Source organism: Acinetobacter sp. ANC 4173 (genome assembly GCF_004331255.1).
Classification (GTDB): Bacteria; Pseudomonadota; Gammaproteobacteria; order Pseudomonadales; family Moraxellaceae; genus Acinetobacter.
In genome coordinates this window covers 69803-91742 of the sequence record NZ_SJOF01000027.1, presented here as the reverse complement: position 1 = coordinate 91742, position 21940 = coordinate 69803, and the positions used below count along the sequence as shown (strand labels likewise).

Genomic DNA, 21940 nt, shown 5'->3' with positions numbered 1-21940 from the left:
TACTGATCTGCTTAGCAGCCTATATGCCACAATTGATTATGTCGCATACAAGATTCGAGAATTAGACATCACAGAGCACAGCAAAGATAGGACTCTTTCTGATACAGCAACAGGTATAAGTAGACAAATTCCTGACACAGAATTCAAGATTGACATCACTTAAGCAAGTTATGTAAGTTAAATCACTTAAGTACTGTGAAGTGATAAAGATTTAAAACAAGTGTTTCGACAAGCGTGCTTAGAACTGAGTACGGGGTCTAGTCATAGCAACAAAGGAAATAAGTGGACAAATTCCTGACACAGAATTCCAGATTGACATCATTTAAGCAAGTTATGTAAGTTACATCACTTAAGCGAGATAAACGCATTACCCTTACAGTAAATATAAGTGGACAAATTCCTGACATCGGCATTCATAACTGATATCATTTTAATAAGATGCTTAAGTTAAGTAAGTTAAACAACTTAAGCGAGATAAATGCATTATCCTTACAGTAAATATAAGTGGACAAATTCCTGACATCGGCATTCACAACTGACATCATTTTAATAAGGTACCTAAGTTAAGTAAGTTACATCACTTAAGTACTGTGAAGTGATAAAGATTTAAAACAAGCGTTATGACAAGCATGCTTAGAACTGAGTACGGGGTCTAGTCATAGCAACAAAGGAAATAAGTGGACAAATTCCTGACAAGGAAATTACATCTAGATAGATGGATGTTATTGATCTGCTTACCAGCCTATAGGCCACAATTGATTATGCCGCATACAAGATTTGAGAATTAGACATCAAAGAGCGTAGACAAAATCCTGACACAGAATTCCAGATTGACATCATTTAAGTAAGTTATGTAAGTTACACAACTTAAGCGAGATAAACGCATTACCCTTACAGTAAATATAAGTGGACAAATTCCTGACATTAGCATTCACAACTGACATCATTTTAATAAGATACTTAAGTTAAGTAAGTTGCATCATTTAAGTAATGTGAAGTGATAAAGATTTAAAACAAGTGTTAAGACAAGCATGCTGAGAACTGAGAACTGAGAACTGAGAACTGAGAACTGAGAACTGAGAACTGAGAACTGAGAACTGAGAACTGAGAACTGAGAACTGAGAACTGAGAACTGAGAACTGAGAACTGAGAACTGAGAACTGAGAACTGAGTCCAGTCCTAACAACAAAGGAAATAAGTGGACAAATTCCTGACAAGGAAATTATAACAAGATAGATAGATGTTACTGATCTGCTTAGCAGCCTATAGGCCACAATTGATTATGCTGCATACAAAAGAATGAGACATCACAGAGCACAGCAAGGATAGAACTCTTCCTGATACAGCAACAAGTATAAGTAGACAAAATCCTGACACAGGATTCCTGATTGACATCAGTTAAGTAAGTTGCATCACTTAAGTACTGTGAAGTGATAAAGATTTAAAACAAGTGTTAGGACAAGCGTGTTTAGAACTGAGTACGGGGACCAGTCCTAATAACCGAGGAAATAAGTGGACAAATTCCTGACACAGAATTCCAGATTGACATCATTTTAATAAGATACTTAAGTTAAGTAAGTTACATCACTTAAGTAATGTGAAGTGATAAAGATTTAAAACAAGTGTTAGGACAAGCGTGCTTAGAGCTGAGTACGGGGACCAGTCCTAATAACCGAGGAAATAAGTGGACAAATTCCTGACAAGAAAATTGCAAAAAGATAGATGTTACTGATCTGCTTAGCAGCCTATAGGCCACAATTGATTATGCCGCATACAAGATTCGAGAATTAGACATCACAGAGCACAGCAAAGATAGGACTCTTCCTGCTTCAGCAACAGGTATAAGTAGACAAAATCCTGACACAGAATTCCAGATTGACATTATTTAAGTAAGTTAAGTAAGTTGCATCACTTAAGTACTGTGAAGTGATAAAGATTTAAAACAAGTGTTAGGACAAGCGTGCTTAGAACGGGGTACGGGGTCTAGTCATAGCAACAAAGGAAATAAGTGGACAAATTCCTGACATCGGCATTCACAACTGACATCATTTTAATAAGATACCTAAGTTAAGTAAGTTACATCACTTAAGTACTGTGAAGTGATAAAGATCTAAAACAAGTGTTACAACAAGCGTGATTAGAACTGAGTACGGGGACCAGTCCTAATAACAGAGGAAATAAGTGGACAAATTCCTGACACCGAATTCCAGATTGACATCATTGTAATAAGATACCTAAGTTAAGTAAGTTGCATCACTTAAGTACTGTGAAGTGATAAAGATTTAAAACAAGTGTTAGGACAAGCATGCTGAGAACTGAGTACGGGGTCTAGTCATAGCAATAAAGGAAATAAGTGGACAAATTCCTGACAAGGAAATTACAACAAGATAGATGGATGTTACTGATCTACTTAGCAGCCTATAGGCCACAATTGATTATGCCGCATACAAGATTCGAGAATTAGACATCACAGAGCACAGCAAAGATAGGACTCTTCCTGCTTCAGCAACAGGTATAAGTAGACAAAACCCTGACATAGAATTCCAGATTGACATCATTTAAGCAAGTTATGTAAGTTACATCACTTAAGAGAAATAAACACATTACCCTTACAGTAAATATAAGTGGACAAATTCCTGACATCGGCATTCACAACTGACATCATTTTAATAAGATACCTAAGTTACATCACTTAAGTACTGTGAAGTGATAAAGATTTAAAACAAGTGTTAGGACAAGCGTGCTTAGAACTGGGTACGGGGTCTAGTCATAGCAACAAAGGAAATAAGTGGACAAATTCCTGACACATAATCTTGAATGATAACATTATGACAGCTAATCATTAATTAGTATTTTTTAAGTTGCAGTTAAAAAATCAATGTTCTGTTGTATCCGTGATTGAATCATATGTAGGGTAGATGCCCGAATTTGATTCGGGTATATGCGCTGAGCGATCTGTGAAAATTGCAGTGCAATTTCACGCATCGCCAAGATGATCTCATCGACTTCTAGTGCGGTTAGATTGGCTTCTGAAGTACCGAGTTTATGTAGGTCACCTAGGGAAATATTGAGTGCTTCTCCCATAATGTCCATCTGATGATAACCACCTGGACCTTCACAGAAGGTTACATCATAGGCTGGAGCCAATTTCCATTGACCATTTTGTGTCATGAGAAAGGAAAAATTCTTGGTATGGTCATCCCGATTATTGAATAGCACATTAAACACAGTACGTTTGAAAGCATACGTTCGTTCTCGCACATCTTGAGTACACATCAATGTCGCTCGGAGAAAATTGCGATAGTCTAGACTACCTGGAACTCTATAATCTGCTCCGGTATATGCAGCCAAACTCTGCATTGGAATCCGCATGCCATTTTGACGATCGAATCGTTTAGAGGCAAAAGCTGTTAAACCATTGGGCAAATTAAAAAAATGGGTGTCTGGTGTCTCGATTTTACAAAGACGCAAACATGCTGCATAAACTGCTTCAATGGCGCAGACTTCAGGATGCTCTTGCTGTGCAGGAAATTTAATCAACCAGGCTTCATGTTGATCAGAAGCTTGAGTGGAGAACTCCAAAGTTACAGGATCTCGGTAAACCAGTGCTTTGGGTCTTGCACCCTGTGGAGAACCACCCATAATCAACAAATGCTGTAAAAATTCGCCACCTTCACCTTTGAGTACCTCTTGAACTTCTTGTGCCAATTGCAGCAGGGGAATATTTTCTGAAGTTTGCATATCTGCAACACACGGTTCAAAGGATAAGGCACCCATTGCATGTGTACTAATATAAGTCAGACGTTCCAATGGGCCGATTCGAGCTGGATTCAGTCCAATTTTTCGAAAATATCGATCCATTAACAACATGCCCCAACCATCTGGTAAGGCATCATAGACTGGACCTGGAAGTCCCATATGGTGAGTAGGAAAGCCTTGTCTCAGTGGAAGACCATTTAACGGTAATAGGTAAGAAGACAGCTCAATACCGCTACTTATGGCGTCTGAACTATATTCAAACGAAATGATGGGTCGTCCTGTCGTGGCCATTGAGCTAATCAGAGTTCCCCATAGCCAAGATTCACCCCAACCGTTGTAATAAACATTAAGTCTATTGAGCATTAACCCTTCCTCTTAATACGGTGGCGCTTACTTTGACTTTCATAGCGTAGAATGTCATTTACACTGTTGAGTTGTGGTTGGAACAGCGCTTGAAGTTCTTGTAATCGGCCTAAGACCATCGCAATTCGAACTAGGTTTTCAACGGATACATTTCGACCCGCTTCTAGATTTGAAACTGTATTCACACCAACTCCTGAACGTGCTGCAACCTCAGCTTGAGACATATCAAGAAAGAGCCGCTGCTTACGCAATCGTTCGCCTAAAAGTGTCACGATTTCTTCGGGTTTTATGAAGTTTAAATCCATTATATTGTAGCTTAATGTTTAATTTTTTAATTAAACCACAAAATAATGGAATTATTCTACAGCTATTTTCTGGTATAGGTGGGCTTTGTTAAACAGAACATCGAAAGGTAGGTCTTCCATAACAATATTCTGATGTTTCAGTTTTTTGAGACCTTACGGATCAGATATTTTTTGTACTTTGGCTGAGAGTTTTTGATCTAAGTATTTTAGATACCAGACCTGAAGTTTTCGGGGACATAAGCAGTTTTAGAAGCTATTGTGGTTATTGCTGCCCAAGTAGAGGGATTCTCAGATGTAAAAGTATTCGGCGCTTTCATTGATTTCAGGAGTATATGCGGACATTATCATTGAACCATACTCTCAGGAAGTAGGTCGTCAGCAATTTCAGTAGGGTTTAAGCCGAAGATTCGTATTATGCAAACATTGGCTTAAATAAGATTAGGGTTAATATAACCATGAAAGAATCAAGTTAAATGAAAAGGACTAAGCCCTGTGAAATACAGAACTCAGTCCTTAAAAGCTAATTAATCAAAGTATTTAACTATTGAGAGTCTGAGCAATAGCTGCCTGTTTTATTCTATATTCTCTTTATAGTATTGATGTGGGCGTTTGGAATTATGCTTCCAACGAATAATTACGATTAGATCAGGCGGGGAGTGAAAGTTATTGGCCCAATGTCTTAAAGTACTACTCAAAGATTCAATAATACTGGTGGTTGCAGTGTTTCCCTGAAAAGTTGCAAAATCAACAATAATTCTCAACAAAGTTGGATACGTTAATAAACTTAGCCACAAATTAGAGTGTCGTTTTACTTGTACAAGAATCAAAAATTAATCGACTTTTACACCTAGTTTATTTCGCATTCATTCGTCTCCCATAAATGAGGCAAAGATAATGCGATATGCAACATTATTATGCATAATTTGCATAGAAATAAATATCATACTTTAAAATGCATATATATTTCAATAATTTGTATTTAGTTGATTGAAATGACTATATCATTGCTATGCAATTTACAAATAGTTGATCTGTATTTTGCAATATGGCGGTTTTTTTTTCTGTAAAGCTAATTAATATCTTAGATTACAGGTAAAAGTCATGCATAAAGCAATTGGAATATTAGGGGGGATGGGACCACAAGCAACTGTTGATGCCATGAATAAAATTATTAAAAACACAGCTGCTCATTGTGATCAGGAACATATTCCGGTCATTACGGTATCCATTCCAGATATTCCTGACAGAACAAAATCTATTATTAATCAAGATAATAAGCCATTAAAAAAGATGGGTGAATATCTAAAAATCTTAGAAAATGCAAATGTCGGTTGTATCATTATTCCATGTAATACCGCCCACTTCTGGTTTGATCAATTACAACAACAAACACATACCAAGATGATTAGTATTATTGAAGCAACGGTAGGCTTTATTCTAAAAAGTAATGCCCAAGAGATTTGCATACTTGCTACCTCGGCAACAATTGATACGGAACTGTATCAGAAAAAATTAGCTGTTCATCAGATTCCATTTATTCTCCCTGAGCCTGAGATTCAGCAACAGATCATGCAAAGTATCTACTCATATAAGTCAGGAGATATTGCAAAATCTAAAGAAATAATGAGTAATATCATTAAATTATATGATTTCAACCCTGCTAGAAAATTTCTTTTAGCATGTACAGAAATCCCTTTAATCTTAGAAGATTGGATTAAAGAAAACCCAGAATTATTTATTGATGCGACCGATGTATTAATTCGAAATGCAATCGAATGGTATCAAAACGGACAGCCAGAAACTCGTAGCTAATAATAAAAGGTCATGCATTTTTCGCATGACCTTTTTCATTTATGCATTAAGCAGTGGGAAAAAGCTGCCATAACTAAAAAAGGACATTTAGTTCTTCGGTAATCTAGCGAGTGTAATATGAAAAAGGAAACCACAGTACGCTATGTACTCATTGCAATATTTCTAGGAGCCATGATTGGGTTGTTATGTCATTATCTGGCATCTACAGCAGAGCAGGCAAAAGAAATCTCATCTTATTTCAATCTACTCACAGATATATTCCTGCGATTGATCAAAATGATTATTGCCCCATTAATTTTCTCAACGATTGTCGTGGGTATTGTATCCATGGGCAACTCATCATCAATTGGTAAAATTACTTTGAAAGCCATGGGGTGGTTTATTACGGCCTCTATGATTTCACTTGGGCTCGGGATGTTGTTTGCAAATGTCTTTCATCCTGGTGTTGGCTTGAATCTCACCCCTGATCAAGCATCTAATGCATTGCCTTCTTCGATTAATACGGATGGATTTTCTTTAAACGGATTCATTACTCATTTGTTTCCGCGAAGTTTTGCCGAAGCGATGGCGAATAATGAAATCTTGCAAATTCTTATTTTCTCAATTTTCTTTGGTAAAGCGTTGAGCTTTGTCAATAATCAATATACTTCAGTTATTTTCAAGATGGTTGAAGAACTTAGTCATATCATGTTTAAAATTACAGAATATGTCATGAAATTTGCACCTGTTGCTGCCTTTTCAGCAATTGCTTCGGCAATCACAGTGCAAGGCGTTGGTGTATTTGTAAATTATGCCACTTTCCTAGGTTCATTCTTTTTAGCTTTAGCTGTTTTACTCTTTATTCTGTTTTCTGTAGCTTACATTTTCCTTAGAAAGGATACATTTAAGTTAGCTAAACTTATACGTGAACCTGTCATGTTAGCTTTTGTGACCACAAGCAGTGAATCTGCTTATCCTAAAACCATGGATGCATTGAATAAATTTGGTGTACCTAAGCAAGTGACGAGCTTTGTACTGCCTTTGGGCTACTCATTTAACTTAGATGGTTCAATGATGTATGCAGCATTTGCAATTCTATTTATTGCACAAGCTTACAATATAGATTTGAGTATTACACAACAGATACTCATCTTATTAACGTTGATGATTACCAGTAAAGGGATTGCAGGGGTATCAAAAGCATCGATTGTGGTTGTTGCTGCAACGCTCAGTTTGTTTAAGCTACCTGAGGCTGGATTATTACTGATACTCGCAATTGATCAATTCTTAGATATGGGACGTACTGCAACAAATGTTGTCGGTAATAGTATAGCGACGGCAGTGATTGCAAGAACCACACAAATAGAAGAATTAAAACAAGAAACGGATCTAGAAGAAGTTCATCAGGTGGTTAGCACTCATCAACAAAATGCCTGAGGCACTTTTGAACAAAACTCAAAAGAAGGTAGCTTGCTTAGAGCTACTTTCACTTTTATGCAATTGACCAATCAATGGCTTTGATGAAATTCCATAAACCTTCTGATGCTGCATTTAATCTTGAGCTACTTCTATATAAATAGATATCAACAGATAACACAGAATCTTTTAGTGGAATTATCATCAGTTCATGATTTTTAAGTTCGTCTTGAATACTATAATCAGGTAGCCATCCAATGCCAAAACCGCCTTTGATCATATCTTTAAGCAAAATACTCATTGAAGAAACAAAGGTGGTATTAAAATATTCAGATTGGCTGTCTTGAAGAAATTTGTTCACCTTTTTACCCATATAGCTATCATCTGTGTAGTTCATCAACGGCAATGCTTGATCTTCTAAAGAGAATTTTGGGCGCCCAATATGGTTAGGTGCTGTCACTAAATATAGTTTTGCAGAAAAGATTTTATGACATAAGAATTGTGGATTCATCAATTCATCATCATAAAATGAAGCAATAAAATCACATTTTCCATTGCGTAAATGATCTACAGTTTCATTGACATTGATTGCTTCGACATGAAATATTTTTTCTTGGTAATTTTTAAGATTTCCTAAAATTTTGGGGAAAATATAGCCAGCTAAAGAATGGGCAGAGGCAATGGTCACTTTGCTTCTGATATTGTCAGTTCCTTTAATTTTATCAATATTATATTCAAAATCATCAAGAAAGCTTCTTGCATGTAAAACAAAGAGCTTCCCTTTCTCAGTCAATTGTAATGGTGACGTTTCTCGATTAAAGACGTCAAACCCTAAAGTATTTTCTAAGGATTGAATACGTCTGCTGAGTGATGATTGAGAAATATTTCGCATATCAGCGGCGATGGTGAAATTTCGATACTTTTCTAAAGAGATCAGATCGTATAACCACTTTAATTCAATATTTTGTATCAAGGACATTCACCATTAATTTTGAATTGCCTAATCAAGTGTAATTACTACTGTTACACATGAAAACCAACTTTTTATCTGTAAGTTTAATTTTAACATAATTAAGTGTCTTATCTTTTTAGTGCATCGACTACCTTTATCATAGCCTGTAACCGTTCGGGCTTTGATCTTCGCCAAACTATCTGTACCTTTAAGAAAGCTTAATAAGGTTTAACTTTATTCATCTGTTTCAATCGATTACATCTGCTTTCGATAAATCAAAAGGATTGCTTTTTTACGATGTTTGGTCGTTAAATCAATACCATGGTCTTTAAGTTTGTCCTTAAAATCATGAATAATATAGCCCAGATCAGTATAAGACTTGCCTGAAATACTTTGACTAATCGTTCAATCATTGAATAGCTAGCCTTTTCTGATGTGACTTCCTGAATAATTTCAGCTTTAAGCCGTTCCCTCAGCATACATCTTTTTAAGTTTAACATTTTCAGTTTCAAGTTCTTTCAGTCGTGCCATCAGAGATGTATCCATATCACCATATTTGGAACACCATTTATAAAATGGTCGCATTACTCATACCATGTTCACGGCAAAGGGCTGCAACAGGTATACCAGATTCAGCCTGCTGCAAGATGGACATGATTTGGCTGTCAGTAAATTTAGATGTTTTTATGCAGAATCTCCTGCTTGTATCTTAAGAGAAAATTCTAGTTTTAGATTCTGTTATTTTTAGGGGGGATTACCGATCTTCGAGATTGTAGTTTTATTGATTCGAATCAATTCGGATAACTTTTGCTGTGCATAACCCCGGGTTTTCTCAAACCATATTAATGAATATTATGAACTTTTTATTATTTCTTGTGAAAAGTATCAAAAGAAGAATTTAATTATCTACATTAAGTATCAAATTTTTCATCTGAAATGGTCTTAAGTGAACTAGGATTCTTAATGATTGTGTATTCGTACGAAACCTATGTTTTTAGGATAATTTCTCAGATTTAGCTTAATTCTATCTATAAAATAAGGAGTCATTAAAATCTATAACGCTCTAAAACGTCACATACAATAATAAGTCTAGTTTACTATTATAATAGTTGTATAATGGGTCTAGCTGGCCATACTTTACTATTTTAATATATTTATGAATAAATTCTGTTCAATACAAATATTTCTACAAAATCAATGGATCGATTGTGCGACCATTGAATTGATCGGTGACGAAGCTAAAGGCTGGAAGGCGAGTAGTGGTACATATTATTCAATGGAGCATGCCATTGAATATATGGGTTTACGAGATGGTCATGCTATTTCAAATCATTATCCAGTTAACCTCGAAAGTAATACTGAACCCACTTGGCCTGCATTTCTGGTTGATCTCTTACCTCAGGGTTATGGCCGAAAAGAACTATTAAGAAGGTTAGGGCGACCAGAATATGAAGAAGAGTCCGCTGATTGGTCCTTACTGAGAATCGGTGCTAGTAATCCGATTGGAAATTTAAGGGTTAAAGAAGCACATGAATGGCTTTTACAGCAATATTCTGATCAATTGGTTCAAGGATTTTCATTACAGGAGATTATTGAACGCAGTGATGAGTTTCTGGAATCCTTGGCTTCTTTTGGGCTATTCATCTCAGGCTCTTCAGGTGTGCAAGGTGAATGGCCCAAACTTTTAATGACCCAGGGTAAAGATGGATTATTTTATTTAGATCATGCGCTACCTGATTTGGAAGCTAAACAACATTGGCTAATCAAATTTAGCCGAGGTACAGATGCGCGACTGAATAAAATTTTGAATCAAGAAGACTTATATATGCAATTGGCTGAATATTTAGGTTTACGTGTTTTCAAAGCACTTGAGTTACATGGAAGAACCTTATTTATTCCACGTTTCGACCGCAAAGTAACGGATCAAGGTATTGAACGAATTGCCCAAGAAAGTCTTGCTGCATTTAGCGGGAAAGCTGGCTTCGGCGTCACGATGACCCACAACGAAGTCTGCAGAGTGATCATGCAATACTGTACCAATCCAGAGCATGAAATTATTGAATACGTTAAACGAGATTTAGCCAATATTGCATTAGGGAATAAGGATAATCATACTCGAAATACGGCCTTTCAAAGGTTAACCAATGGTGAAATCAGTTTATCCCCTTTATTTGATTTTGCCCCGATGTGGCTACATCCCGATGGAATCGCGAGATGTACCCGATGGCAAAAAGATGATAATCAATGGGCCTCTATTGCCAATCAAATTACTGAATGTACAACATTATCTATTGACCAAGTCAAAGCATTATTTTCAGAGCAATTGCCGTTATATCAAGGTTTATTAGACAAAATGCTATCGATAGGGATTGATGCAGAAATTATCGAAAATAGTACACATCGTATTCAGAATCTTTGCAATCAATTAAAGGAGATTTGTCATGGATAAACGCTTCACTCCTTTATCGCAAATAGAGCAAATTAGAAAAAGACAGTATGTCTTAGAGACGATTCAACAAAATCCTGAATGGCCGATCAATGTTGTAGCAAAATTCATTCGAACTGAATTACACCTCACCTTATCTGATATGGCGAAAATCACAAAAATTTCATTGCAGACCTTACAAAATTTAGAGAAACCAAATGCAAACCCTACATTAGAAACTATGTATAAACTGCTCAATGCATTTGGGTTAAAACTCTTAATTGTAAAAAAATGAAAAGTACTTTCAATGATCTCCCCTTTAAATGTTGTAAAAAAGTTTTCAATTGAAAATAACATTTTATTTACTTGCGTAACGTTAATCTTGGCTGGTCAGCCTATGAAATTCATCACTGGATTGAAGATATGCTTGTAAAGCGATAAAACAATGGGAGCTACGGCTCCCTTCTTTTTTGTGAAAAATCAATAAAAAAGTAAAATTGTGTGATGGAGTTAGTGTTAAATTTTGTTTATTATCTGTATGTTTTATGTGTGAATGAAAGATCACTTTAAAATCTAATAAAGAAATTATAGATGTAACTAGAAACTTTAATGAAGAGGGAAATGATGAAAAAGGCTTTATTGACACTATTGTGTTTGGGCGTTGTTCAAATTAGTAATGCTGAAATCATTAAAGTGAATGGGGAAGGTAGTGCACCTATCGTTAAAAAAGACCTAAATAGTACACGTAATCAAGCATTCAATAATGCAAAAAAGGATGCAGTGATTACTTTGATTAAACGTATTAATGGCCCTCAAGCTATGAACGATGCGAATCAATATTTGGATGATATTGTAAAACAAATTGATAGCAGTTATGTGTTGAATCGAGGGAGTAGTACTAATAGTAACAATGAGTTAGTTACCCAAGTTAGTCTAGAAATGGATGATCAAGAATTTCGTTCAATTCTCAATGATTTAGGGCTGGCGAAGAAAAGTAGTCGAACAAGTCCAATTATGATTGTAATGGATGAATATTTTGGGGTACCAAAAGATAACTCAAAACCTGTTAAAGAGTTCACATCATATTTTTCTGATCGTAGTTATAGCTATGATGAAGATGCGAGTTACAAAGCTAGCGAAAGTGCCAAAGCCAGTGCTTCAGATTCTTATTCTTCAAAAGGACGTTCAGCTGCTGCATCTGGTTATGCTTATGATAATTACTATGGGGCGGGTGTTGGTGTTTCCGCTCGTTCAGCAAGCCATAATAATTCAGGTAAATCAGCTTCTTCAAGTAGCTACAACGCTAGTGAATCAGCTAAATACAGTCAATCCGAACGACAAAATGATATCCAAAGCTTTGTGAAATATGTGGAATATCAGACTCCAAGTACTAAAGCTGAGCGTGATAATCAAACCTTAAATTCAATTGCGAGTTCTGCTTCACGTTATGATTTGCGGTTGCTCGATTCTGACCGTTTTAGAAGTCAGTATTTGAATGGTCGGAGTATGTCGATTCAGCAACTGATGAGTGATACAGAGTTGAATAAACTCGTAATCGCTGCACGAAAAGAAAAAGCAGATTGGTTTATGGCGGGTAGCTCTTATATTTATGATCGTGGTCGTTCGAGTGCTACTGGGCAATTTGTCTGTGATGGTGCCGTTAGCTTCAAAATTTATTCAGTCGATGATTCAACTTTGATGGGTGGTGAAACTCGTACAGAATCTTCGACAGGTGCGACTACAGATTCTTGTCGTACGAATGTTGCTAAGAAACTTGGCGAATTGGCCGTTAGCCAAGTAGGACCACAGATTCTGGGTTATGCAAAAAATCGCTCTATGTATGGTAAGGAAATTACCATATTTGTGAAAAGTATTTCTGGCAATGTTTCTTCTCGTTTAGGAGATGATTTATACATTGCCTTAGATGAAATGGATGGTGCAGAAAATATCGATATTCGCACTCAGGATGGAAAATTGGTCGAAATGACCATGACTTATAAGAGTGAGAAACCTGTTAGTGCAGAATTGGCTAAAGCACTACGTAAAGTAAATCCAACTCTATCAAGTGCTGAGCGTTTACAAGCTGGCAATACGATTACGCTTTGTATTGGTGGTACACAATGCAAATAAAGTTAAAAGCTTTATGTTTAGCTATGCCGATGCTTGTTTCGGCATGGGCAAATGCGAATATTCAAATCTACCCATCGAAAGGAATTTTTGGGCTAGAGCAACCTTGTCGTAATGATCCTAGTAAATACGAAGCGAATGGGTCTTCAATTGTATGTGACTTCAGTCAAGCGATTGACAATGAAAGCATTCGTAAACAAGTTGAGCAAATTTTTGTACAAAGTTTAAAGCAAGGTTTTGATGAACAGATAGTCGATACTATTTCACAAAAAACGAAAAATCGCACTTATATTGCATCACTAGAAGTTTTACGCGCAAGTGAATACATTGTGAAGAAGGATTCGACTGCCGAAATTTTTCTTCCAGTGACCTTAAGTCTAAAACTCACCAATGTGTTATCTGGAGAGGTTATATATAGTGACAGTAAGACCTTGTCACAACCAATTCAAGTACTTGCTACAGAGATTGATTCTAGCGTAACCAAAACAGTAATTAAGCAGAAATTTCAAAGTACTTTGTTGATGCTAACGCAGCAAGTGACTCAAGAATTAAAATCAAAACTTAAAGTGTCTGAAACAGAAACTCAAGTGATTGATCAGTGGAAATCCTATCTTGTTTTAGATAAAGGCATTAAGCAAGGAATTGCTGCACAAGATGAGCTCAGCTCAGCAGATGGTGATTTGATTCGTGTTGTGCATGCTGACAGTGATTATGCTGTGGCTGTACCAGTGTTGATGCAGAGCAGTAGTAAGCACTTTAGTAAAGTTTCAACCAATACACGACAGGCTATGAATAAGCCCAAAGCTTTGGTGGTCGATGTGCTGACTTATCAAGGCGAGTCGAAAGATTTAATAGAACAAATTTTTTCTGATGCAGTGGGTGAGCAAGCCTCATTTACTCTAACACCAGTCAATCGACGTTATAGTGCGATAGCACAAAGTATTAGTGAGCAAACTGGATTAGCGCAAAGTGAAGACATTAACCAACGTGAATTACCTGAATTTTTCATTCGAATAAATGTCATCCCTGTAATTGCTTATCAGCAACAAATTGGAAAAATAACTCAGCAACAGGTTTTTCATAGTGAAGTTTTTGCTGAAATGATTGATCGTTCTGGTCGGGTAATATACTCCGCGCACGCGACCGATGAGATCAAAGAGGTGATTTCAGATGGAATGGGATTTTCTCTCGAGGCTCGTAAAGAAGTTGTATTGAAAAATGCACTTTTGAAATTAGGCCAACAATTTCAAAAAGGGATTCAATTTACTCGTTCTGATTTAAAAGTCTCTGGTTCAAGTGGTCAGAACATCGTTATTGATGATGCTGGAGAGCGCTTAAGTACAGGAATGAAAGTCCATGTTTATCATTCAGATAAAGCAGCAGGGCGTAATATTTTAATTCCAACATGGGAAGCGACTGTTTTAGAGCGTCAAGGCACAAAAGTTAATGCGCAATTAGATTTTCCAGTTAACAGCAGTGATCGTTTACCTGTGCGTTCTGGAGACAGTGTTTTGCTTGATAGCTCTGCCCCAGTGGGAGATTCAAAACAATCTCGTGTCTTATGTTTAGGGCTACATACTGAGCAAGTTGGTGAAATTCCATTTTATGGTTTTGGTCCTTTGATTTATCACGCTTTTACTAGTCAATCGAAACGACCATTCTATGCGACAGGTTCAGGTTTTAAAGGACAGACTTTACTAAAAGACTCAGTGATTGCTATGACTGAAAATGCTGGGTTTAAAAAAAATATGAAAGTTAACTTTCATATTCCAACAGATGAATGTTTACAGCCAGTGCTTAAGCTCGAAGTGAAACAAGACAGTATTCGATGTAATGCAGACAAAAGTAATTGTGATGCCACATTAGTTATGGCTAGTGGGGCGCGCAGATTTAACCAAAAGGCTGAAAAAATAGGGGCTTATGGTTTGCAACAAGAAATTGGATTGAAGGGTATCGATTATCAGCATCGTCATGAAATGTATAACATTCAGATGTTTGAGGCTTTACCAAAAATTTTAAATCAAATCGTGCAAAAAGCCGATTCTTCACAATAAGGGTAACAGGGTATGAAAAAAATTGCGATTGTTTTAGCAGTAACTGCTTCAATAAGTACATCAGGTGTCTATGCAGGTTTTGGGTCGTTGAGTAATCTTTCGTCATCATTATCTGAATCTGTAACTGGCGTATCTTCATCAAATATGGATATCAATGGTTTTTTCACGCAGGCAAAAGCAACTAATGCAATGTTTATTCAGAGTCGTACGGCTTTAGCTTCATTGCTTGCAAGTAAGAAGGATTCAGATGAATTAAAAGCGAAACAGAAAAGCTTGAAAACAACCTCTGATTTGAAAGAAAAAGAAGCAATTCAAAAACAGATAGTAGCATTGTCAGATGCTGTTCTAGAAGCCTCTCAAAAAGATGAGGAAGCAACAGTTGCTAAACTTTCAGCATTTAATGCAGAGCAAAAGAAACACTTATTGAACTCTGCAACAAATTTTGCTATTGCAAGTTTAACTGCTCGTGAATTAGCTGTAGGAGCTAAAAAGGTGAGCACTAGCTTAATTGCAAACCCAAACAGCCTAACTAATACAGGATTGTCTTTAGTTGATGCTAAAGGTGTGGTTGGTGATATCACTGGTATTGCTAAAAACTCAACTATGGCTTTAGTGGAATATCCTAAACTGTTTAAAAAAGCGGGTATTGAATTCAAAGTACCAACAAGCTCGTCAGAAAAACCAAAAACTCTTGATGATATTTAAAATATTTTTAGGTTAAATATTAGACTAGTCAAAGTAATAAAAGAGCTTAATTAATAGGCTCTTTTTTCTAGTTTACTTGTTGAAATTACAACTGTGTCTGCATGTGATTTCATTTCTGCAAATTGGTTTAAGCTAGTACAAACGTACAATGTGCAACCAAATAGCTTTCTAGCTTCAGCTGTTTCCATACTTTACAAAAGCCATATCGACTAGCGCTTTCCTGCCAAATTCGTTTAATTTGTTCGGCATGATGCAGATCTCGTTTTGATCGGTGTTCCGGATTTTCCTCAAGATACAATGCCCGATAGTAAGTTGTTGCTGAAATTGGCAGAATTTTACAGATGGTTTCAACCCCCATAAAGCACTTTGTTATTCTGAATGAGATCAACCATTATTTGCGTGGGCAGTCGAACTCCGTCTGGGCGAAAAAAGCGGCTGCTTTACGAGGAACCTCATTGGCCCGTTGCAGTTCTTTATTCTCATGTTCCAGTTGTTTGATACGTTGCAGATCTGAGAGGAGTTGTACTTTAACTGGATTTTGTTGATCCAAATACTTCTAATGCTAAGTACGAAGTGTTTCAGGAGTACAGTCGATCTTAGAAGCAATTGCTGTGATTGCTTCCTAGGTTGAGGGATAGTCTTTTTCGGATTCAAGAACTAAGCGAACGGCTCTATCTCTGATTTCAGGAGTAAATTTTGGTTTTGTCATTGGGACATTCTCTTAAGAAAAGTGGTTTCCGACAAACCAAGTACGGTTCAAATGAGAATCAGAAAACTTCTCTAAATCGATGTATCTGATACACAGATTATGCATAGATATTGCAATATTTTCACTACAAATTGCTACCAAATACCTTATCGTTTTTATGATTTATCAAAGAGGTCTAATGAAAAAGGTATTTTTAATAAATAAAACGATAACCTAATCTATGAATAAAATCAGAACCAAGATTGAAAGACATGTACTAGAAGAAACTCATATAAATCAATTCGCAATCCAATTTTACCCATAATTAGCATAATGAAATATTTAAGGGTTAAGGCACATCCTGTAAATGTAAACCACCATCTACCCAAAAGACACTTCCCGTCATAAAGGGTAATTGCCCTGATGCTAGAATATGTGTTGCTTGTCCAATTTCTTCAGCCATTCCCCAACGAGCAATTGGTAGATGCCCTTGTTCAATGTATTCATCAACCGTATTACGTCCTGTCGAACCAGTCATAGCAGTTTTAATAAAACCAGGACGAATTTCATGAACATGAATATTGTCACTAGCCAAGCGATGGGCAAATAATTTTGCTGTCATAGATAGGGCAGATTTAGTAATGCAATATTGGCTGCGTTCAGTATTGATGAGCTCTGCTGCAATTGATGTGATAAAAATAATGCTGTGATAGGCCTTTGATTCTTTACGTTGTTCAAGCATTCTTTTAGCTACATATTGTGTCAAAAAGAATGTACCACGTAGATTAATTTCGATTGAGAGATCAAAAGCCTCTGGACTTAGTAGCAGTATATCAGTTAATGGACGTGCGGCTATCCCTGCGTTATTGATAAGACAATGTATCGATCCTAGATCACGTTCTATTTTTTGTATACATGTTGCATGTTGATCTAATTGGCTGATATCACATTGATAATAATGATATGGGCTATTATTAGCTGCTAAAAGTTGTTGTGTTTCTTGAGCAAGATGATCTGGGTGTTGTAGATCTAATAGAGCGATTTTAAATCCATTTTGTGCAAGTTTTTTGGCAATTGCTAGCCCAATTCCTTGAGCGCCTCCTGTAACAATTGCTGTTAAATTTGTATCTGTTGTCATTTTGATTCCTCTTATATATCTTGAACTAATGGGTGTATATGTAATGTTTGGTTGTTTAAGAAGTAAAAAACTCAATAAATTAAAGTACTCATTCTTTTTGCTGTATCTAAAAGCTTAGGTACTAAATTAATGGTATCAGAAGGCTGTAATCGGTCTGAAATCGCAGAGATGGATACCGTCATATAGGGTAAGCGGCTGTTCTTAGATGGAATAATTGTGGAAATTCCACTTACCCCAGGTAAAACTAAATTTTGAGCATAGATATATTGCTGTTCCTGCATTTTTTTCATTAAATGAGGTACTTCTTTTTGTAATAGCAAGCGATTTTCATTAATCCACTGTGATGGAGCATCTAATTGGGGTTTATGCATCCAATATCGTTGTTGTTCTTCTTCTAGATAGGACATCAGAACAATACCTGAGTAGCTTGCAGTAAAAGGTTTGAAATCACCTTGTTGAATGGGGTTTGGTAGAATGGGGCTATCACCTTTACATGCGATGATATAACGCACGCCATTAAATTGTTTTAATGATACATAGACTAAGTCACCACAGTCATTTGCTAGTTCTTGAGCATATTCTTTTAGCTTGTTTAAGTCATAAATAGGTGAGGGAGCACTAAGACCAAGAGTAAATAATGCTGGCCCAAGCTGATAGCTTTTATCAGGTAATTGTTGAACAAAATCAATTTCACACAAATCATTTAAAATACGGTGGACTGTCGAATGTGCCATGCCTGTTTCGATTACCAGATCTTTTAAGCGTGCACCTTTTCTTGTGCCGCTGAGATTAGACAAGATCAGTGCAATTTTACCCATTAAAAGAGTATTGTCATTTTTCATTGAATATCCTTATTCAAGATTTTTATAGATTTAAGAATCATGTGCATCTATAGCATGATGCCATCATATCCAAATTTAAAATATGAATAAATTAGAAGTCCATAATACGGACTTATTTTGGATTTTAATTACTAACGAATTTGTATACTTTAAAAAATATAGCGCTATGTAGAGTCCATGTTATGGACTTTTGACTTAATGATAAATGGAATTAAAAGATGACGGATCAAACTTTAAATGATCGTGTTGCAATTGTAACAGGTGCAGCGGGCAGTATAGGTCGTGAAATATGTTTTAAGCTCATGCGAGAAGGTGCAAATCTTGTTCTTGTTGATCTGGATGAGAAAGCTTGTCAAAAAGTGCAGGATGAGATCAGCGCTTTGGGTGGTAAAGCTATTATCGTCATAGGAAATGTTTGTGAAGAAGCATTTGCTGAAGAAGTCAAACAGCAAAGTATAGATCACTTCGGTCGGATTGATATTTTGGTCAATAATGCTGGTAAAGGCAGTGCCATGAAACCGATATGGGAAATTGATTATTCCGACTGGGAACAAGATATTAAGCTTAATTTAGGGAGCCAGTTCTTGATGTGTAAGATCATGATTCCGCCAATGATTGCTCAGTCATATGGTCGTATTGTGAATATCGCATCTTCAGCAGGTATGGAAGGGCATGCTTTGAGTGGAGGGTATGCAGCGGCCAAAGCAGGTGTGATTACTTTGACAAAAACACTAGGTAAGGAATTGGCAAAAAGCGGCGTAATTATCAACGCGATTGCACCCGCTTTAATTGAAACAAAAATGCTGCAACAACCATGGTTTAGCATAGAAGTTAAACAGAGTTTATTAGACCGGATTCCAATGGGTCGTTTGGGCCAACCTCATGAAGTAGCAGAAATGGTCAATTTTTTAGTAAGTGACAAAGTCAGTTTTTCAACTGGTGCAGTTTTTGATTTATCTGGTGGTCGGGCAACTTATTAGTACATGCCGTAATTATCAGTTTTTATCATGGGACTTTATCGTCTTATGATTATGGATTTAGGGAAAAGATGGGTAAAACCTAAGAATTAAAAGGATATGTAGCATGGAAAATAATGCAGTAAATCAATATAGTGAATCCACTATAGATTTAAAAACAGCATTGAGTTTGCGTAAGAAATCAGTGATTGCAACTGGTATTGGGAATACATTGGAATGGTTCGATTGGACTATTTATGCCGTACTAGCACCATATATTGCAGCAGCGATGTTCAACCCTCAGGATAAAACTTCAGCTTTATTGGCAACACTAGGAGTGTTTGCAGTTGGATTCTTATTCCGACCATTGGGTGGGTTAGTTTTTGGTATTTATGCAGATCGGCTTGGGCGTAAAGGTGTTTTATTGGCCACTATGCTCATGATGAGTGCAGCAAGTTTATTGATAGCAATAACCCCTTCTTATGCCGAAATAGGTGGTTGGGCATCTTTAATTTTGTTAATTGCCCGTTTATTACAGGGCTTTGCACATGGTGGAGAATCTACAGCTTCTTATGCATATTTAACTGAAATTGCACCAGCAAAAAAACGTGGTTTATGGTCAAGCACCATGTTCTTTTGTGTTGGTATTGGTTCTATGATTGCAACACTGACAGGGGTATTCCTAACATCTAGTATGGATAAGGTTGACCTTGATGCTTGGGGATGGCGTATACCATTTCTGTTTGGTGCTTTACTCTCTGTTGCTGTGCTGTTCTTTCGACGCAATATGATGGAAAGTGATCAATATGAAGAACAGCATTCCAAAAAATTACAGCTTGATGTACAGGAAAAACAATCTCCTAGTTGGTCAAAACAGAAAATTGTAAAACGTGCAGTTGGTATTTTCTTTTATCAGGCAGGAACAACTTTACCTTATTATTTGTGGACCGCCTATGCCGCTGTATTTGCAATTACTATGCGAAATATGGACGCCAAAGCTGCCTTTTTAGCATCTTTGGGAGCACAGCTGATCAATATTATTATGGTTCCTGTGACAGGTTATATCTCGGACAAAATCGGTCGTCGACCTGTCACTATCTTCTGTTTCATTATGACGATAATTTTAACGCCTCTTTTATTACCGATGATCAATAGTAATCCATGGTCATTATTTATTACACAAAGCATCATGTTAGGTATTAGTGCATGTATTGGTGGGACACAACCTGCCATTATTGCTGAACGAGTACCAACCCGTTACCGTGCTCGTATTATGGGTACGTCAATGCCTCTTGCGGTAGCTCTATTTGGTGGTACAGCACCTTATTTAAATAGCTGGTTTTTTAGCAATGATATGAGTTGGGCAATGTATGTCTATATTGGCGTAGTTTGCACCATTAGCACCATTGTCGTTTGGAACTGGAAAGAAACCAAAGGCATTCATCTTAGCGAAATTGATTAAGCTAATTCAATAATTTACAGAATTTAATTAAACATGGGTTGATGCCTGCATCAACTCAAATAGAAGGACTTTGTCATGAATTTGTTAAATGAATATCAATATCAGACTTTAGACTATGATGGTATTACCTTGAACTACTACGATTCAAGTGAACCACATGTCAAAAATGATCGTTTACCTTTAGTAATTATTCACGGAACAACAGGCACGACCGATACCCATTTTGGATATTTATTTCCCTTGTTGGCGTCACGTTGTCGCGTAATATCCGTGGATTGGTCAGATATATTGGCAGACATATTAGAACTAGCTGATTTAACTTATCAGGTGTGTGCGGTGATTGATCTATTGTTGGGAGGTCAGAAATATAACTTACTAGGTTATTCTTTGGGAGCAGTAGTCGCAGCCAAAATAGCTGCTGAACGGAATAAAGATGTACAAAATTTAATGTTAGTGGCTGGTTGGCAGAAAACGGATGAACAGCAGGTCTTGCGTAATCATATCTGGACAACATTACGTAAAGAAAACTCTGAAGCTTTAGCTCTTTACATGACTTTTTGTGCCTTTAGTCCTAATTTTATTCGTATGTCCCCGTTAGCCACTCATATAAATAATTCTAGCCTAATAAAGGTGAATACCTTTATTGATAAACAAATGGAATTAAATACACGAATAGATATTACAGCAGATGTACCTAAAATTCTTGCGAAAACGTTGGTGATAGCTTGTAGCCAAGATCAAATGGTTCCAATACACCATAGTAAACAATTATTTGCTGCGATTGATCGGGCATCGTATCTCGAAATTCAAAGTGGGCATGGTGTGGTATTTGAACGACCAGCAGAATTATTTCAGCATATTGACCATTTTACTGCCGATCCAACAGCTTTTGCTGAGGGGGTTATTTTGCAGCCTCGTTTAGCTTAATCAGTCTTTTAAAATTTATAACTATAGGAA

15 protein-coding genes and 3 pseudogenes are annotated in these 21940 nt (G+C 36.6%); 10 read left to right on the top strand and 8 right to left on the bottom strand.

Going from position 1 to position 21940, the window contains the following annotated elements:
* Nucleotides 1–2856 precede the first annotated feature (2856 nt).
* The 3 genes and pseudogenes from E0H94_RS18420 to E0H94_RS18845 all read right to left on the bottom strand — a co-directional run.
* Nucleotides 2857–4122, bottom strand: a complete 1266-nt coding sequence (locus E0H94_RS18420; protein WP_131327807.1) for a type II toxin-antitoxin system HipA family toxin — start codon at nucleotides 4120–4122, stop codon at nucleotides 2857–2859.
* Complete coding sequence (locus tag E0H94_RS18415; protein ID WP_131327806.1) at nucleotides 4122–4427, bottom strand: helix-turn-helix domain-containing protein; 306 nt, start codon at nucleotides 4425–4427, stop codon at nucleotides 4122–4124. The genes E0H94_RS18420 and E0H94_RS18415 overlap by 1 nt, the downstream gene beginning before the upstream one ends.
* 626 nt (nucleotides 4428–5053) lie before the next feature.
* Nucleotides 5054–5167, bottom strand: a pseudogene (locus E0H94_RS18845) (hypothetical protein); the annotation flags it as partial.
* 361 nt (nucleotides 5168–5528) lie between these two features.
* Here E0H94_RS18845 and E0H94_RS18405 point away from each other — a divergent pair.
* Nucleotides 5529–6239, top strand: a complete 711-nt coding sequence (locus E0H94_RS18405) for an aspartate/glutamate racemase family protein (protein WP_131327805.1) — start codon at nucleotides 5529–5531, stop codon at nucleotides 6237–6239.
* A 117-nt stretch (nucleotides 6240–6356) separates the two neighbouring features.
* The gene (locus E0H94_RS18400) at nucleotides 6357–7655 is read left to right on the top strand and encodes a dicarboxylate/amino acid:cation symporter (RefSeq protein WP_131327804.1); all 1299 of its coding nucleotides are present in this window, start codon (nucleotides 6357–6359) and stop codon (nucleotides 7653–7655) included.
* A 55-nt stretch (nucleotides 7656–7710) separates the two neighbouring features.
* Here E0H94_RS18400 and E0H94_RS18395 read toward each other — a convergent pair whose 3' ends face one another.
* Nucleotides 7711–8607, bottom strand: coding sequence for a LysR substrate-binding domain-containing protein (locus E0H94_RS18395; protein ID WP_131327803.1), 897 nt, complete (start codon nucleotides 8605–8607; stop codon nucleotides 7711–7713).
* Between the two features lie 404 nt (nucleotides 8608–9011).
* Nucleotides 9012–9274 (bottom strand): annotated as a pseudogene (tnpA, locus tag E0H94_RS18390) (IS66 family insertion sequence element accessory protein TnpA); the annotation flags it as partial.
* Between the two features lie 468 nt (nucleotides 9275–9742).
* Here tnpA and E0H94_RS18385 point away from each other — a divergent pair.
* The 5 genes from E0H94_RS18385 (at nucleotide 9743) to E0H94_RS18365 (ending at nucleotide 15897) form a co-directional block, all read left to right on the top strand.
* On the top strand, nucleotides 9743–11035 hold the full coding sequence (locus tag E0H94_RS18385) for a type II toxin-antitoxin system HipA family toxin (protein WP_131327802.1): 1293 nt from the start codon (nucleotides 9743–9745) through the stop codon (nucleotides 11033–11035).
* Complete coding sequence (locus E0H94_RS18380) at nucleotides 11028–11306, top strand: helix-turn-helix transcriptional regulator (RefSeq protein ID WP_131327801.1); 279 nt, start codon at nucleotides 11028–11030, stop codon at nucleotides 11304–11306. Before E0H94_RS18385 ends, E0H94_RS18380 begins: the two co-directional genes overlap by 8 nt.
* Before the next feature lie 326 nt (nucleotides 11307–11632).
* Complete coding sequence (locus E0H94_RS18375; RefSeq protein ID WP_227548681.1) at nucleotides 11633–13141, top strand: hypothetical protein; 1509 nt, start codon at nucleotides 11633–11635, stop codon at nucleotides 13139–13141.
* Nucleotides 13132–15192 carry a hypothetical protein gene (locus tag E0H94_RS18370; protein WP_227548680.1) on the top strand — a complete coding sequence of 687 codons (2061 nt, stop codon included), beginning with the start codon at nucleotides 13132–13134 and terminating at the stop codon, nucleotides 15190–15192. The genes E0H94_RS18375 and E0H94_RS18370 overlap by 10 nt, the downstream gene beginning before the upstream one ends.
* 12 nt (nucleotides 15193–15204) lie before the next feature.
* The gene (locus E0H94_RS18365; RefSeq protein WP_131327800.1) at nucleotides 15205–15897 is read left to right on the top strand and encodes a hypothetical protein; all 693 of its coding nucleotides are present in this window, start codon (nucleotides 15205–15207) and stop codon (nucleotides 15895–15897) included.
* A 142-nt stretch (nucleotides 15898–16039) separates the two neighbouring features.
* Here the strand turns inward: E0H94_RS18365 and E0H94_RS18360 are convergent.
* From E0H94_RS18360 to E0H94_RS18350, 3 genes and pseudogenes are all read right to left on the bottom strand, one after another.
* Nucleotides 16040–16606 (bottom strand): annotated as a pseudogene (locus tag E0H94_RS18360) (transposase); the annotation flags it as partial.
* A gap of 328 nt (nucleotides 16607–16934) precedes the next feature.
* Nucleotides 16935–17723 (bottom strand): 3-ketoacyl-ACP reductase, encoded by a 789-nt coding sequence (locus E0H94_RS18355; RefSeq protein ID WP_131327799.1) that lies wholly within the window; start codon nucleotides 17721–17723, stop codon nucleotides 16935–16937.
* A 71-nt stretch (nucleotides 17724–17794) separates the two neighbouring features.
* Complete coding sequence (locus E0H94_RS18350) at nucleotides 17795–18565, bottom strand: IclR family transcriptional regulator (protein WP_131327798.1); 771 nt, start codon at nucleotides 18563–18565, stop codon at nucleotides 17795–17797.
* 218 nt (nucleotides 18566–18783) lie between these two features.
* Between E0H94_RS18350 and E0H94_RS18345 the strand changes: the two genes are divergently transcribed.
* From E0H94_RS18345 to E0H94_RS18335, 3 genes are all read left to right on the top strand, one after another.
* Nucleotides 18784–19545: an SDR family NAD(P)-dependent oxidoreductase gene (locus E0H94_RS18345; protein WP_131327797.1), complete on the top strand. Its 762-nt coding sequence runs from the start codon at nucleotides 18784–18786 to the stop codon at nucleotides 19543–19545.
* Between the two features lie 103 nt (nucleotides 19546–19648).
* Nucleotides 19649–20983 carry an MFS transporter gene (locus tag E0H94_RS18340; RefSeq protein ID WP_131327796.1) on the top strand — a complete coding sequence of 445 codons (1335 nt, stop codon included), beginning with the start codon at nucleotides 19649–19651 and terminating at the stop codon, nucleotides 20981–20983.
* A gap of 75 nt (nucleotides 20984–21058) precedes the next feature.
* Nucleotides 21059–21910, top strand: a complete 852-nt coding sequence (locus tag E0H94_RS18335) for an alpha/beta fold hydrolase (RefSeq protein ID WP_131327795.1) — start codon at nucleotides 21059–21061, stop codon at nucleotides 21908–21910.
* Nucleotides 21911–21940 lie beyond the last annotated feature (30 nt).

Coding starts and splice junctions, on each gene's coding strand:
- E0H94_RS18365 (WP_131327800.1), top strand. CDS start 15,205: ATGAAAAAAATTGCGATTGTTTTAGCAGTAACTGCTTCAATAAGTACA.
- E0H94_RS18420 (WP_131327807.1), bottom strand. CDS start 4,122: ATGCTCAATAGACTTAATGTTTATTACAACGGTTGGGGTGAATCTTGG.
- E0H94_RS18380 (WP_131327801.1), top strand. CDS start 11,028: ATGGATAAACGCTTCACTCCTTTATCGCAAATAGAGCAAATTAGAAAA.
- E0H94_RS18415 (WP_131327806.1), bottom strand. CDS start 4,427: ATGGATTTAAACTTCATAAAACCCGAAGAAATCGTGACACTTTTAGGC.
- E0H94_RS18355 (WP_131327799.1), bottom strand. CDS start 17,723: ATGACAACAGATACAAATTTAACAGCAATTGTTACAGGAGGCGCTCAA.
- E0H94_RS18340 (WP_131327796.1), top strand. CDS start 19,649: ATGGAAAATAATGCAGTAAATCAATATAGTGAATCCACTATAGATTTA.
- E0H94_RS18370 (WP_227548680.1), top strand. CDS start 13,132: ATGCAAATAAAGTTAAAAGCTTTATGTTTAGCTATGCCGATGCTTGTT.
- E0H94_RS18335 (WP_131327795.1), top strand. CDS start 21,059: ATGAATTTGTTAAATGAATATCAATATCAGACTTTAGACTATGATGGT.
- E0H94_RS18345 (WP_131327797.1), top strand. CDS start 18,784: ATGACGGATCAAACTTTAAATGATCGTGTTGCAATTGTAACAGGTGCA.
- E0H94_RS18375 (WP_227548681.1), top strand. CDS start 11,633: ATGATGAAAAAGGCTTTATTGACACTATTGTGTTTGGGCGTTGTTCAA.
- E0H94_RS18400 (WP_131327804.1), top strand. CDS start 6,357: ATGAAAAAGGAAACCACAGTACGCTATGTACTCATTGCAATATTTCTA.
- E0H94_RS18350 (WP_131327798.1), bottom strand. CDS start 18,565: ATGAAAAATGACAATACTCTTTTAATGGGTAAAATTGCACTGATCTTG.
- E0H94_RS18385 (WP_131327802.1), top strand. CDS start 9,743: ATGAATAAATTCTGTTCAATACAAATATTTCTACAAAATCAATGGATC.
- E0H94_RS18405 (WP_131327805.1), top strand. CDS start 5,529: ATGCATAAAGCAATTGGAATATTAGGGGGGATGGGACCACAAGCAACT.